This window comes from Nostoc sp. UIC 10890, from assembly GCF_054786515.1.
Map to the genome: position 1 here is coordinate 364705 of NZ_JBSGKF010000001.1, position 15341 is coordinate 380045.

General features: G+C 41.7%; 10 protein-coding genes. 4 read left to right on the top strand and 6 right to left on the bottom strand.

Annotated features, from left to right (window positions below):
* Positions 1–115 precede the first annotated feature (115 nt).
* Together ACWATR_RS01605 and ACWATR_RS01610 are read left to right on the top strand one after the other, a co-directional pair.
* Positions 116–2152: a glycosyltransferase gene (locus ACWATR_RS01605; protein ID WP_460328844.1), complete on the top strand. Its 2037-nt coding sequence runs from the start codon at positions 116–118 to the stop codon at positions 2150–2152.
* Between the two features lie 44 nt (positions 2153–2196).
* Complete coding sequence (locus tag ACWATR_RS01610; protein ID WP_460328846.1) at positions 2197–3708, top strand: pentapeptide repeat-containing protein; 1512 nt, start codon at positions 2197–2199, stop codon at positions 3706–3708.
* 180 nt (positions 3709–3888) lie between these two features.
* On the opposite strand, the gene ACWATR_RS01615 is transcribed toward ACWATR_RS01610, so the two are convergent.
* From ACWATR_RS01615 to ACWATR_RS01630, 4 genes are all read right to left on the bottom strand, one after another.
* Positions 3889–4989 (bottom strand): AI-2E family transporter, encoded by a 1101-nt coding sequence (locus ACWATR_RS01615; protein ID WP_460328848.1) that lies wholly within the window; start codon positions 4987–4989, stop codon positions 3889–3891.
* Between the two features lie 120 nt (positions 4990–5109).
* Positions 5110–6543 carry a bifunctional orotidine-5'-phosphate decarboxylase/orotate phosphoribosyltransferase gene (locus ACWATR_RS01620; protein WP_460328850.1) on the bottom strand — a complete coding sequence of 478 codons (1434 nt, stop codon included), beginning with the start codon at positions 6541–6543 and terminating at the stop codon, positions 5110–5112.
* Positions 6544–6811: 268 nt separating this feature from the next.
* Positions 6812–7408 carry a cytochrome b/b6 domain-containing protein gene (locus tag ACWATR_RS01625; RefSeq protein ID WP_460328852.1) on the bottom strand — a complete coding sequence of 199 codons (597 nt, stop codon included), beginning with the start codon at positions 7406–7408 and terminating at the stop codon, positions 6812–6814.
* A 256-nt stretch (positions 7409–7664) separates the two neighbouring features.
* Entirely contained in the window at positions 7665–8030 is a 366-nt protein-coding gene (locus ACWATR_RS01630; protein ID WP_460328854.1) for a GNAT family N-acetyltransferase, read from the bottom strand.
* A 20-nt stretch (positions 8031–8050) separates the two neighbouring features.
* On the opposite strand from ACWATR_RS01630, the gene ACWATR_RS01635 reads away from it, so the two are divergent.
* Positions 8051–8923 carry a hypothetical protein gene (locus ACWATR_RS01635; protein ID WP_460328856.1) on the top strand — a complete coding sequence of 291 codons (873 nt, stop codon included), beginning with the start codon at positions 8051–8053 and terminating at the stop codon, positions 8921–8923.
* 51 nt (positions 8924–8974) lie between these two features.
* On the opposite strand, the gene ACWATR_RS01640 is transcribed toward ACWATR_RS01635, so the two are convergent.
* Positions 8975–10525, bottom strand: coding sequence for a PAS domain-containing protein (locus ACWATR_RS01640; RefSeq protein WP_460328858.1), 1551 nt, complete (start codon positions 10523–10525; stop codon positions 8975–8977).
* A 490-nt stretch (positions 10526–11015) separates the two neighbouring features.
* On the opposite strand from ACWATR_RS01640, the gene ACWATR_RS01645 reads away from it, so the two are divergent.
* Positions 11016–13034 carry an AAA-like domain-containing protein gene (locus ACWATR_RS01645; protein WP_460328860.1) on the top strand — a complete coding sequence of 673 codons (2019 nt, stop codon included), beginning with the start codon at positions 11016–11018 and terminating at the stop codon, positions 13032–13034.
* Between the two features lie 396 nt (positions 13035–13430).
* Here the strand turns inward: ACWATR_RS01645 and shc are convergent, their stop codons facing one another.
* Positions 13431–15341: a squalene--hopene cyclase gene (gene shc / locus ACWATR_RS01650; RefSeq protein WP_460328862.1), complete on the bottom strand. Its 1911-nt coding sequence runs from the start codon at positions 15339–15341 to the stop codon at positions 13431–13433.

Below are 15341 nucleotides of genomic sequence, written 5' to 3' on the forward strand. Positions count from 1 at the left end.
ATGGATTTCCAGCCTTTACAGAGCAAGGGCTGTATCTTTCTTAGTGCCATTCACCTTTACCCTTTTCTCTTTACCCGCCAAGTTCCCTTGGAGAACTACTAATAATCAAAGAGCAATGCGAATTTTATTTCTGCATCCAAATTTTCCTGCCCAATTTCGCCATGTAGCTGCTGCTTTAGCCAAAGACAAAGATAACCAAGTATTCTTTGGAACTACTCGTCAGGAAGATAATTTACCAGGCGTTAATAAGGTCATCTATAGCCCTACACGAGAAGCTCGTCCCGAAACTCATCACTATGTTAGACCTCTAGAAAATGCTGTCCTTCAGGGTCAAGGTGTCTATAGGCTGGCAGAAAAACTCAAAGCCCAAAACTTTATTCCCGATGTAGTCTATGGTCATTCGGGTTGGGGGCCGACCTTATTCATCAAAGATATTTTTCCCGATGCCAAATTACTATGCTATTTCGAGTGGTTTTATCATGCTCATGGCTCCGATGCCGACTTCGATCGCAGCGAACCCTTAACCGCTGACGATAAAGCCCGGATTCGGATTAAAAATGCTCCGATTCTACAGGATTTATATAGTTGCGATCGCGGTCTTTCTCCCACTTATTGGCAGCGTCAGCAATTTCCCTCGGAATATCACAATAAAATCAATGTCCTTCATGATGGCATTGACACGGAATTCTTTTGCCCCAAACCAGGAGCAAAGTTAATTCTCCCACGCATCAATCTAGACCTTTCTCACGCCAAAGAAATCGTCACTTATGTGGCGCGGGGTATGGAGCCTTATCGGGGATTTCCCCAGTTTATCGAGGCGGTGGCTTTACTCCAACAACAACGCCCGCATTGCCATGTCGTAATTGTGGGAGAAAACCGTGTAGCTTACGGCAAACAACTACCTGATGGCAAAACCTACAAAGAGGTGATGCTGGAAAAATATGATCTTGACCTAAGCAGAGTTCACTTTACAGGTTGGCTACCTTATTCTGAATACCTGCAAGTTCTCCAAGCTTCTTCTGTCCATGTTTATCTCACCCGTCCCTTTGTCTTGTCTTGGTCAATGTTGGAGGCTTTATCTGTAGGTTGTTTGTTGGTAGCTGCCAAAACTGCTCCTGTAACCGAGGTGATCCAAGATGGTGTTAATGGTCTTTTGGTAGACTTTTTTTCACCCCAGGAAATTTGCGATCGCATTACAGAAGCACTCACCCATCCAGACAAAATGGACTCAATCAGGGTCAAAGCCAGGGAAACAATCTTAGAGCGCTATAACTTGTCGCAGTTATTACCCCAACATCTGCAATGGATACAACAGCAAGAAAATCAGAGCAGTAATCTAATTTCTCTACATAAAAAAGCTCAGTTAGAACTGATCACCACGACTCAAGATAATCACTCAAATTCATCAATAACACTCTTACAAGTGCATAACCAGACGGTAACAACTCAAGATATTGTCCCTCTCTTGAATCGATACCAACTGCTATCAAAGCTCCGGGAAGAACTTTTGATTGATGAAGCAATCACACCCTTTAGCTGCACACCAGAAGAAGAAGCCAAGTGTTACCAAGACTTGTGCAAACAGCATCAATTGACATCAGAAGCTGAACGTCAAAATTGGTTGCAGCAGCAGAACATGACTGAAACACAATTTTTAGATTTAGCAACCCGCAACCTGAGAATTGAAAAGTTTAAACAAGCAACTTGGGGTAGTAAATTAGACTCCCACTTTTACAAACTCAAGCCAAAGCTTGATCATGTTATCTACTCTTTAATTCGCCTTCGGGATGCGGCTGTTGCTCAAGAACTTTACTTCCGCCTGGTAGAAGGTGAACAGTCCTTTGCTGAAGTTGCAAGGCAATACTCTCAAGGTGGAGAAGCTCAGGCTGGTGGCTTAGTGGGGCCAGTTGCATTGAGTACACCCCATCCCAAACTAGCGCGAATCCTCGCCATCAGCCAACCAGAGCAGGTATCGCCACCAACCCACATCGGAGATTGGTGGGTAATTGTGCGGCTAGAAAAGCTGATACCAGCACAACTTAACGAACCTATGCAGCAACGGTTGCTCAACGAACTTTTCTCTTCTTGGTTGCAAGAGCAACTGCAACAACAGACTTCTCAACAACAAGTTGAAGTACAAAAACCAGCTTGATTCCTTAACTTTGAAACCGCTTAATTTTTTTTGAGGAGCATAATATGACAGCTTTCAACTTTAGTGAACAAAGCCTAGCCGGAAACAATTTTAACGGTCAAAATTTAAATGGCTCCAATTTTTTCAAAGCTACCCTTACAAATGTTCAATTCGTCAATACAGGGTTGCGAGGCACTAACTTTGAAGAAGCAAAGCTATTTAACGTAAATGCATCTGGTGCAATTTTTGCCCCTAATAATAACTTTTCTCAACCAGCGAATTTGTTCAAGGCGACATTAGAAAATGTCAATTTCAGTGGAGCCAATTTGAGACAGGCTAATCTATCGTTGATTAACACGAAATTCATCAATCTATCAAACGCTAACCTGACTAATGCTAATTTGCGGGAAGCTAATCTCAGTGGTGAACAATCTGAGCGCCCCAACCTGAGAAGTGCTAACTTTACGGGAGCCGATTTATTTAAGGCGAAGCTAAAAGCCGCTGACTTTACAGGTGCAACGCTCGTGAATGCCAGCTTTCTAGAGGCTGAGTTGGATAGTACTATTTTGGTCAACGTCGATGCAACGGGGGCTGACTTTCGTCTGACAAACTTCACGGATTTGACCTTACAAAACTCTATTTTTGACCTGGCTAATTTCAGTGATCTCTCCATCAGTGATGTAGAACTACTAAATCCAACACAGTCAGGTAATGTTAGTTTTCGTGGTGCGAATTTCAGCAACGTTTCCGCAGAAGATTTAATTTTAACTGGTGCTGATTTTAGTTCCTTTATAGATGCCAATGGCAATGTTACAGTAACAAACCTGAGTGGGGCTGATTTTGCTGATACTGATTTGAGTGGAGCTAACTTTACCCAAGCTAACGCAGAAGGTTTTTCTTTTAATGGATTTGCTGTTGGTGCAAATTTCACAGATGCCAACCTGAGAAATGCTGATCTGTCTAAAGCAAATTTCACAGATGCCATTTTTGTGGGAGCGGATCTTACAGGTGCGATCCCAGATGATGCAATTGGTCTAGATATTGGAGATGAATTTAACAACACCCTCACCGGAACCAGCAGCAACGATAATCTCTTTGGCTCTGCTGGGAATGACACCTTAATTGGTAATGCAGGGAATGATTATCTAGACGGCGGTTTAGGCGCTGATTCTCTGTTTGGTGGTGGCGGAAATGACACCTTGTTTGGTGGTGCTGGCGCTGACAATCTCACCGGTGGTGGAGGTAATGACTACCTCAATGGTGGCGCTGGCAATGACACACTTACTGGAGGGAATGGCAGCGGTACCATTCGCTATAACTTGGGTGATGGTCAAGACCGAATCAACGAATTTGTAACGGGAACAGGGGGAGATATCCTTTCTTTTGGTGGTATTGGTGCAATAGATGTGCGTATTGTTAACGGTAATAGTCAGTTTCGATTAGGAGATGGCATCGCTAATAATGCAGGTTTTGGTACTGGACAGTTGTTATTGACCCTCTTTGGCACTACCTTTACCCAAGCTGACATTAGTACAAATATTGATCCAAACAACAGTTCTGTCTTCCAGTTATCGTAAGCTTATGGAAACCTGAGTCAATCTTTTATCGAACAGAATTCAGGAGTCAGGAGTCAAGATTGAAATCACCGTAGCTTTAACCCGGTGAGGATGTCAAAGGACTTTAAATGAGTAATGAGTGGATGAGAAATAGGTATTTACTCATAACTCATAACTCATAACTCATTACTCCAGAATGACTCATGGCGATATTGATTCTTCTGCCAACAATTCTGATGCTGCTTCCCCATCAACAGCATTCTCGGAATCACTAGATTTAGAAAAACCATCTGCTGCATCTTTGATAAAACCAGCTACAGGAACCGCGACTAGTAAACCTAAGACTCCACCAACATTGGTTCCGATAAGCAAAGCAATTAACACCCATATTGGTCGAATGCCAGTAAATTTACCTAAAAGACGTGGTGCGATCGCCTGATCAATTAACTGGTCAATGACAACAGCTACCGCAAAAACCTTTACTGCTAACCAAAAGTTATGTGTGGCTATGATGAAAGTTATTACAACAAGACTGACGACATCACCAAAGGGAATTAAGCTCAAAAGCCCAACTCCCAAACCAAAGAGTAAACCAAACTGGACTTGAAAAGCTAAAAATAATAATGTTATTGAAACACCCATCAGCAAAGCTAAAGTTCCCTGACCAATCAAATAATTTTGGAAGTTTTGCTGAATAGACTGGCTTACCTGTTGAGCTATACTTCCAGGTAACTTCTTAAATATACCCTCCCAAATCCTTGGCCCATCTAACAATAGATAAAAAGTCAGAACTACAATGATTAACGCCTCAGAAATACTATCAATTGTATCTATGATAATGCTTAAAAGCTTGTCTGAAACAAACTCTAATTCATTGGGTAATTGCTCAGTAATTTTTGCTAATAACTGACTTAGATTCACATTTATTCTGTGTCTAAAAAACCATTCATTTACAATCTGAAGTTTTTCTTCGCTAGAATCAATCCATTGGGGAAAGACTTTAACCATCTCATTAAATTGCTCTAAAACAATGGGTAATAAAGTAATGCCCAGAGCAATGATAATTATCAATGCTGATATAAAAACTAACGCTACTGCATAGCCACGTTTAAGTCCTCGCTTTTGAATAATTGAAACAGGATAGTTTAAAACGAATGCCAGCAAGGTAGCCAAGACAAGAATTGTTACGACAGGTTGAAAATTTTTAACCAGTAAAAATACTAGCCAACCATTAAGAAAAGCTAGAGGAAATAGTAGCGTAAAAATTAACCATCTAAGTAGTTGATTCAGTGAAAAATTCATAGTTAATTTTAAAATCAAAATTATTCTAATTTATACATTGAACTTGAGAATTAAATAGACTTAAGGGAAAATAGATAAGAAAAATATTTCCCCATTCCTTGCTCCCTACTATTCCAATTTTTAACTTTCAGAAAAAGCTAAAAATTGCTCCTCATTTATTCGCCCTGCTTGATACAAAGTATTAGTAATTTCTGAAATAGTTAAAACCGCATGACTACGATAACCATTTTGTTGTAATCTATCTTTTACTCCTTGTTCATGGTCGATAAATACCACAATATCATTAACATTTAATCCTGCTGATTCTAACTTTCCTGCCCCTTCCATAACACTTTTGCCACTGATGAGAATATCATCAACTACCACAACTGTTTCACCAGGATGAAAGTTACCTTCAATTACTCTCCGAGTTCCGTGTGCCTTTACCTCTTTACGAGGGAAAATCATTGGACAATGAAGGCGCAAAGCTAAACCAGTCGCAGTAGGCAAAGAACCATAAGGAATACCTGCTAACCTATCAAAATTCAGATTTTTCAAAATATCCTCATAAGCTGTGAGAACTTGATTAAAAACTTGAGGGTTGGAAATAATTTTGCGTAAGTCGATGTAATAAGGAAATATAGCTCCCGATGCTTGGACAAAGCTGCCAAACATAATGCAGTCAATATCATAAAGTTGTAAAATTAAATCCTGGTGGGGATGCTGATTGAGCAAACAAACATCAGGAAACCACACAGAACATGTGGAATTTTCGTGAATAATTTCAGCTTTTATTTGATTAATTTCTGCGCGTAGAGACTGAATTTGCTCAGATAATTGTGTGTTTCCCAACATATCTTGAGGAACAGGAATCAGCAAACCATCACCGTTAGCATTCAAGCCTACTTCTAAAATTTGCTTCAGGTTTTGTCCCTCCGCCCAGATGCTACGCGCCATAATAATTCGTTCCGGCGCGATCGCTCTAATAAGTGCTAAAACTTCAGGATTTGTAGTTCCCACTTCCAAACCCAATTGTTCTGGAGTTCCCCAAGTTTTTGATTCTTTTACCACCTGTAAATAAAGAGGTGATTCGTTTGTAGGATATTGCTGTAAAGCTTCTGCACCTGGATTAGAAGTACAGCATAAAATAAATACCGCTTTATCAGGATAGACCAAAAAAGGTGCTACATGATCTTGTCCTGTGTAGGGACTGAGAGTTATTGCATCTACCTGCCATTCTGTAAACACAGTCCGAGCAAAGATGGTACTAGTATTTAAGTCACTGTGTTTAGCATCTAAAATAACTGGGATGTTGGCTGGAATAGCTGCTAAAGTTTTATACAGCAGTTCTAAACCTGGAATACCTAACGCTTCGTAAAAGCCAAGTGTTGGTTTATAAGCACAAACGAAATCAGCAGTTTCAGCAATAATGAATTGTAACCACTTCTCCAAACCAGCAATGAGTTCTTCAGATTCATAACGCACAGGCATCATCTCTGGATTTGGGTCAAGTCCTACAAATAGTAAGCTTTGATTTTGCAAGATATTTCCATTCAATTTATCAAAAAAGTTCATATTTTTTAAAAAGAGTCATTTGTCATTGGTCATTTGTCATTGGTCATTTGTCATCTGTCATTAGTCATTGGGCGAATGGCACTAAGAAAAGATACAGCCCTTGTATCGTCTCGTTCCCAGCCTGGAGGCTGGGAATCCATTCTGGGAGGCTCCGCCTCCGGTAGCTTGAATTGAGGCAGAAAAAAGAGTCATTAGTCATGTGTTATTGGTCATTTGTCATTGGTTATTAGTACCCGCGTCTATCTATCTCCATGACCAGAGTTTTTTACTAAAACATTGATTCTGTTAATTGATTGCCTCCAGCTTTCTCCCCTAATCGAGAGTGAATCACTGCAAATAAGATAACCAGCGGCACTGAGGCAAAGTGAACGATTCGCAATGCTTGCCAATTACCAAACAAATCCACTATCCAGGGAAACTGAGCAGGTTTATACATTCCTATTCCTGTAAATAATGCCAGCAGCAAAATAGGAATAATTGCTGTATAAGCAATCCGATGCCAAGCATAAATTAGACGCTTAGAATTTTGACTTTTTTGTAATGCTTTGAAGTCATTGACACCGACAAACCGATGTCGCCAACGCCGGGTAATTAAAATGTAAATTCCATACCATAAGAGATTTAGGGAGAATAGCCACATTGCTGCAAAATGCCAGTGTCTACCTCCTGCAAGCCAACCTCCTAAAGTAAATATCGGAGGAATGTGCAAACCTGCACGTCCACCAAAAACAGGGTTGGCGTTGTAAATTTGTAGTCCACTGGTGAGCATGATAAACAGACTAATGATGTTACACCAGTGGAAAATTTTGGCTCCTATTGCTTGGGTAGGTGGCTTTCGAGTTTGAGAAGGAACGGTCGAATTCATAAATTTTGAGTGATAAAATTCGCTGCTTATCTGTCCTAAAAATTGGGTATGGGGCAATGGGAATTGGTCATAGCTAAAGAGACTTTAATTATTTGTTGTGTCTAACCGGACACAAGTATCAGTCTTGGATAAATACCTCTGCAAATTCGAGGGTGGTATTGCTCACCCTTATTTTCCCATTTTATGATTCAGTCTTCTGGTAAAGATATTCACTGCTGTTTTATTTAACTGTCAATTTAAGTGTGGCTAACGTCGTTTACCGATTGCTGTTACAGTAGTCTGCTCGTAACAACACGATAAATTGCATTCCATCACTTCCTAGCTCGAAGGATTGCTGATGCTTGAATCCCAATTTCTGCCATACCCTGATCGCACGCTTGTTGAATGCTGCGATTGTCACCCGAAAAGCTTTTGGCTGAAATAAACTGTCTGCAAATTCCAATACGGCATTGGCATACTCAGTGCCTTTTCCTCGTCCGGTCAAGTCAGGGCGAATCCCCATACCAATATCCAACGCCTGCTCATGGTAATCACCACCAGTGACCTGTCCATCTTGTCCAAAAGAAACGCAATCAACTTTTGGGTTTTCTCGTTGCAGAAAAAGGACTGTTTCGAGATGCAACTGCTTCCCTAACAAACAATTTGGTTGATCCTGCCGAGCAAAAGGTATATGTGATTGGCAAGGATGTTGAGCGGGATGTGCTGACTCCAGACGGCAATGTACTGCTACTACAGGGGCAGGAAGTGACGCTAGTCGATGCAGAAGCGGCCGATCGCATGGGTATCCTTGATGAACTTTATCGAGCTACGGGTGGTAGCCTGACTGTCAATATCAGTCGCAATTTGCAAGCAGCAACAGAATCTACTAGTAATCGAATTGGGAGCCTAACTCACAGTAGCGCCGCTAATCTGCGTCACTCGGTTGATTCGCTGGTAGGACATGTGGCGATCCAGCAGGCAAGAGGGCGTAGAGTCGTACAAACAGTGCGTGCCAACGATGGCTTAATTATTGCGGCATCTGGGCAGATTGTGACGGAATCCCTTCTCGATCGGGCCCAGACTTACGGTAAAGAAGCAGAATTGCTGAATGCAGTCGGTCTGACTCTGGCAACCGCAGTCGGTTCTACCGCAAGTGACAGATGGTTAGAAAACAAAGTTCAACTGCGCGACAGGGCAAGTATTGCTCAAGAGAATCTCAATACTTTTTGGCAAGCCTTGAAAGCGAAGGCAGAAAACTTACAAGGACGCGGCACACGGGCAATGAAGAAGCAACGAATTGAACAAGCTCTGGGTCGTCCAGTTACCCGTGTCATTCTTGACCCAGAAGACAACGTGATTCTGAATGTAGGTGAATTGATTACACATCGCGCTGTTAGTCAAGCTGAAGAAAGTGGAGTTCTGAATATCTTACTGAGTTCGGTCTATACCAAGGAGCCAGAAATCTCTGATCAGGAGTTACGTGCTTCAGAATATGGAATGGCAGCCTTGGCCCATCATGGTAATGGGGTAAAATAAACAACCGATGCTGTTGGCAACGCTTGTGTTTATGGATTTCTTAAATATTACCTAAAAGCTGGCGTGTTTTCTCATAGCGGCATAGTGTCTTGCTGTTGTATTCATTTCAATGACCAACTCTGTACCTTGACCTAATTGAGAATTACACTTCAGTTTACCTTGATGTTTTTCAACTATAATTTGCCGACTAATTGATAACCCTAATCCTTGACCTTTCCCTACTGTTTTGGTCGTAAAAAATGGTTCAAATATATGTCTCTGGATATGGGGAAGTATACCTTTCCCATTGTCAGAAATGCGAATTATAACTTTGTATTTTTTCCCTAGTTGTTTATCATTTGCCCAAGGTTCATTACTATTGACCAATGATAAATGACTGCTAACCACTTCTGTATTAATCAAAATTTTGGGAGTAAAAGAATAATCATGTTTCATCCTCTCTTCTAAGGCATCAATAGCATTAGTTAAGATATTCATAAATACCTGATTTAATTCACCAGGATAACACTCAATCAAGGGTAATTCACCAAAGGTTTTAATTACTTCAATCCCGGCTCTATCAGGCCTTTCTTTCAGACGATGCTGCAAAATTCTCAGAACACTATCAAGTCCTTTATGCAGGTCAACCTTTTTCATTTGACCTTCGTCGGAGCTTGAAAAATTCTGCAAGGCGAAAACGATTTCTTTGACGCGCTCAGAGCCGGCTCGCATTGACCACAACAATTTTAAAAAGTCTGTTTTCACAAAATTAAGGTCGAGGCGTTGCAGATGTAAGGCAATGACTGGGCTGGGTGTGGGATAGTGATGTTGGTAAAGTTCTATGATTCTGATTAAGTCTTCAGCGTATTGACTGGCGGGATGGAGATTGCCGTAGATGAAGCTAACCGGGTTGTTAATTTCATTAGCCATATCCGCCACCAGTTGACCGAGATTAGCCATTTTCTGGTTTTGCAATAACTGCTTTTGGGTATATTTGAGTTCATCAAGGGTAATTTCTAGCTGCTGTGATTTTTCCCGAATTTGGTCTTCGGTAAATTGGCGTTGGGCAATTTCTCTTTGGAGTTGTTCAAATTGTTGGTATTGTTGAGTAGCGTAGGCGCAGCCCGTTGTAGACATCGCCTTATCCTGAGTAATATCCTTGTGCGTCCCCGCCATCCGCACTGGTTTCCCGAATTTATCCCACTGAAATACTTTGCCACAAGTCAGAATCCACTTCCACTCTCCGGATTTGGTCAACATTCTGAATTCGACTTCAAACACTGGTGTGCATCCTTGGAGATAATCGTCCAATACCTGGCGAATTCTGGGTAAATCTTGTGGATGTATAAGTTGCTCAAAGGATTTATAATCGTTGTCGATTTCGTCTACTTCATATCCCAGAATGTGCTTCCACTGAGGATCATAATAGGTTTTGTCAGTTATGAGATTCCAATCCCACAACCCCAAGCCACTGGCGATTAATGCCATTTGTAAGGCGGCTTGTGAGTATTGACAAGCATCTAAATTTTCTTGAGATAAGTCTTCTGGTTCTGGCAAACTCGGCGAATCTTGTACTGACAATGGAACTTCCGGTTCATGGGTAGTGGGTTCTTCGATATGCATAGCTGCTGGTACGATGAGGAAGATATCCTGTAGCTCTCTCTCTACGCTGTCTTAGCACCCTGACGATCCAGTTATGGACAAATCGTCTACTTGGTTTTATTGGGCTGTAACTTAGGTTCAGAGATATATCAGCCCATATCATCAACTGGGATGGAATTGAGAAAAAGGTAAACAGACGAATGTAACCTGTGTTGCGATCGCAATGGTAATTTTTTAGAAAAAAAATAGCTACATTGTGTGCATCTACATTCTAAGATATGTCGAAAAAAAGTAGTTCAAATCACATAAAATTACCTAAAAACTCCGAAATTTTTGTAAAAAAAATTCTATGATTAAGTGACGTCAAATTTTTGAGGATACAAAAAATTGCCAAGGCTTATCTGTAGCTTTTTTGACCAAGACTGGCTGCTATCTATACAAAGCAGGGTAGATTGAGTTGCAAAGTTTAATGGTGTGAGAAAATGTCATGCTGAATTAGAGTTAATGAGTAATGACTATAGATGAAATAGTATTGCTACTAAAAGCCAGTCAAGCAACCGGTTTAACGACACTCCAAGAGTTGATATTGCGTTCTTCGTGGGAAGGAAAAACCTATGCTAATATAGCCTGTGAAGCTGACTACGGCGAAGAACGTGTCAAGAAAATTGCTGCTCATTTATGGCAATTATTGAGCTGTTTATGCAAAGAACCGATAAATAAGTCCAATTTCCGCCAGACTCTAGAAAATCATCGTCTCAGCAAAGCACATCAGCAGTTAGTTAAAGAATTCAACCGAGCAGCTACGGCGATATCCTTAGAATTTCCTAGTGGGCCAGTATCCCTTAATTCCAGATTTTACATCTCTCGCCCGCCAATTGAAGAACTGGCTTACGCAGGAATGGCTGAAGCGGGGAGTGTCATTTGTATCAAAGCGCCCAAGAAGATGGGGAAAAGCTCTCTGATTCTCCGGTTACTTGCACGCGCTAACAAACAAGGCTTTCACACCGTAACTTTGGACTTTCAGCAAGCAGATAAAGCAGTTTTTGCCAGTTTGGATAAATTTTTGCGCTGGTTATGTGCAAACGTCAGTCGGGAGTTACAGCTAGAACCAAAACTCAATGATTATTGGCATGAAGATATGGGTAGCAAAGTCAGCTGCTCTATATATTTTCAACAATATTTACTGCCTGCGCTCTCAAGTCCCCTTGTTTTGGTATTAAATGAAGTGGATTGGGTGTTTGAGTATCAGGAAATTGCTGGAGAATTGCTACCATTAGTGCGATCGTGGCATGAACAAGCCAAAAGGGTAGAAATTTGGCAAAAGCTGCGTCTGGTTCTGGTTTATTCAACGGAAATTCTGATTCCCCCAAAACTTACTCAATCGCCGTTTAATATCGGTTTAACAATTAATTTACCTCCCTTTACGAAAGAGCAGGTGCAGGATTTAGCCCAACGTCACGGCTTAGATTGGACAGATGGTAAAAATGCCGACAGTTTGATGGCAATGGTGGGAGGAAATCCTTATTTAGTGCGATTGGCATTGTATCACTTTGTAGGTAAAGGTGGATTACAACGGGATTTAGGACAGCTATTGCAACAAGCAACCACAGAAGCCGGAATTTATCACGAGTATTTAAAGCAGTATGTGTTAGCACTACGAGATGAGCCAGAATTGGGAAATGCTTTTTATGAAGTGATTAATACTACAAATTATGTGAAATTAGAGCCAGCATTGGCATATAAATTAGAGAGTATAGGGTTAATTAATTTAGAAGGCGATGTCTACGACGGGCTACGCCTACGCAGTACTCCTGCATGTGAATTATATCGTTTATATTTTCGACAATATCTGAAAAAAAGTGAGCATTTCAACAATAGTCATGTTGAACGGTTGAAACAAGAAAATCAACAGTTGTTTGTCCTCTCTAGCTTAGATGAACTAACTCAATTAGTTAATCGCCGCTACTTTCAAACCTACCTACAAATTGAGTGGCAAAGATCCGCTCGTCAAAGCACTCCCATATCACTGATTTTGTGCGATATTGACTATTTTAAAATTTATAATAAAACTTACGGAAATTCGGCAGGAGATGAGTGTTTACGGCAAATCGCTAATACTATCTGTAACTGCATCAACCACTCACCAAATAATAGCAGTTTTTCATACAGTAAGAGCATGATTTCTTCTACTGCTAGTGCTTTTGTGATTTCCCAGAGAGGAGATTTTAGAGAAGAAAGCAGTAGAGTGTTAGTGGCTCGTTACGGTGGTGAAGAATTCGCCATTCTTGCTCAAGTAGAGATTACGGTTGCAATGGACATTGCCGAACATATTCGAGATCAAGTAAAAGCTTTGGGGATTAAGTGTGAGTATCCTAGCATTGGTGGTTTACCTGCTGCTGTTTTAACTGTGAGTTTAGGGGTGGCTAGTGTTATTCCGGCAATAGAAACTGAGCCTGCTACTTTAGTTAATGCTGCCGAGGAAGCACTCTATAAAGCAAAAAGAAAAGGACGCGATCGCGTTGTAGTTTAATGAAAGCGACGGGAAACTCTATCCTCTTATGGGTGGAGAGGGATAGTTGCCCCAATACTGCTTGGGTAAAGCATTTTGAACTCGGAATTGGGTTTTGGGGAAAAGGTTAAAGGGTAAAGGGTAAAGGGTAAAGGGTAAAGGTTAAAGGGTAAAGGGTAAAGGGTAAAGGTTAAAGGGTAAAGGTTAAAGGTTAAAGGTTAAAGGGTAAAGGTTAAAGGTTAAAGGTTTTTTCTTTCCCCTTTCCCTTTACCCTTTACCCCAAAACCCGACAAGTATTGATAGTTGCCCCGTCGCTTGGGGCATTGGGCATTGGGCATTTTTCAATTTAGTGGGGATGCAAAAACGCCGATTATTCAGACGCGACTCGAAAATACTCACATCCCTACTCCCTACTCCCTACTCCCTCGTTAATGCTTGATAGCGCCCTAAAGCTATTAAAGGAAAGTATTGTTGATACAGATGATACTTGAGATAAAAATGGCAAGGGAAGCCAGTACCTGTAAAGTCCGCCTCAAACCAAGTACCATCAGGCTTTTGAGTTGCCATCAGGTAGCTAATTCCCCGTTCAATCACCTCAAGAGCTAATTTTCCAGTAGCTTCACCTGCTGCGATCAACCCAATTAAGGCCCAAGCAGTTTGAGATGCAGTACTATTTCCTTTGCCTTTGAGACTGGGATCATCATAGCTGCGGCAAGTCTCGCCCCAGCCACCGTCTGGGTTTTGACATCCAACTAACCAAGTTGCTCCCCGTTGTATACTGAGTTTATGCTTTTGAGGATCAATTAAGGCTAAGGCTGACAAAACGCCACTAGTGCCGTAGATATAATTTACACCCCAACGACCAAACCAACAGCCTTCAGTTTCTTGTTCGCGCAGAAGATAAGTTAGCGATCGCTCTAAACTATCACTATCAATTGACAAATCACAAGCACCAAGCATTTCTAGTACTCTAGCCGTAACATCTGCGGTGTTTGGATCGATCATGGCTTTCAAGTCGCCATAAGGAATAGAGTTAAGCCAATCTTGATCGTTGTCCAAATCAAAAGCAGCCCACCCGCCTGGTTTACACTGCATAGATGCAATCCAGTTTAAAGCACGAGCGATCGCAGCCTGCTTGATTTTTTCATTGGGGAGTTTCGCCAAATGTAGCGCCATCACCACCACCGCCGAGTCATCGACATCGGGATAAAAGCGATTGTCAAACTCAAACGCCCAAGCCCCTGGTTTTCCCTGGCGATTTTTTACAGCCCAATCACCGTAATCTAAAATTTGTTTTTGTAATAACCATTCTCCAGCCTTTACCACAGCCGGATGATCTGGTGCAAAGCCAGATTCTACTAAGGCACGCATCGCCCAAGCTGTATCCCAAACGGGTGAAACACAAGGCTGGACTCGATAACTATCCTCGGTTTCAATGGCAAAGTTATCAATTGCTTGCAAACCTCGTTCCACAATGGGATCGCTTCGGTCATAATCCAGACACCGCAAAGCTAGCATTGAATTCAGCATCGCCGGAATAATGCCGCCCCAGTCGCCTGTAGCTTCTTGGCGCTCTAAAATCCATTTTTCGGCGGCTTTGATGCCTTCTTCGCGGAAAGGTACTAAATTCAGGCTTTCTGCCAACTTGAATCCCTGATCTAGGGTGAGGAATAAATCTGTCCAGTCGCCACTTTGAGGTAATTCCCACCGGACTCGATCAACACCTTCAGCGTATAGCTCATCTAAGTTGATAGTTGGGTCAGTGATAAAAACAGGTTTGCGATCGCATACAATCAATAATGGTACTGTACTGGAACGTGCCCAGCTAGACATCTCGTAGATATTGACAGGGAAAGCTTTTGGCAACAGCATTATCCAAGGTGGTAGCGAGGGAATACCGCGCCAGTTGTAGCAGCCAATCAAAGCTAGATGTAACTTGGTAAAAATCCGAGTTTTGCTGATACCACCGCGTTGGAGAATAAAACTTTTCGCCCGAATCATCGCCGGATCATTTGCTGGTACACCTAGCAGCCTCAGCGCCATGTAGGCTTCAACTGAGGTGCTAAGTTCTCCGCCATCACCATAATAAAGTTCCCAACCGCCATGCTCTCGTTGCTCTTGACGCAGATATGCTTCAACTTTGTGTAAAGGTCTGGCTTGGTCTGTTCCCCAAATCTTATGTAAAAGGACGACTTCAGCAGTGATGGTGACATTAGATTCCAACTCTGCCCACCAGTAACCTGCCGAATTTTGAATTGAAAGCAGATATTCTTGGCTAGCTGCGATCGCTTCTGCGAGATTGACTTTTACCCTGTCTTGTGTTTGCAT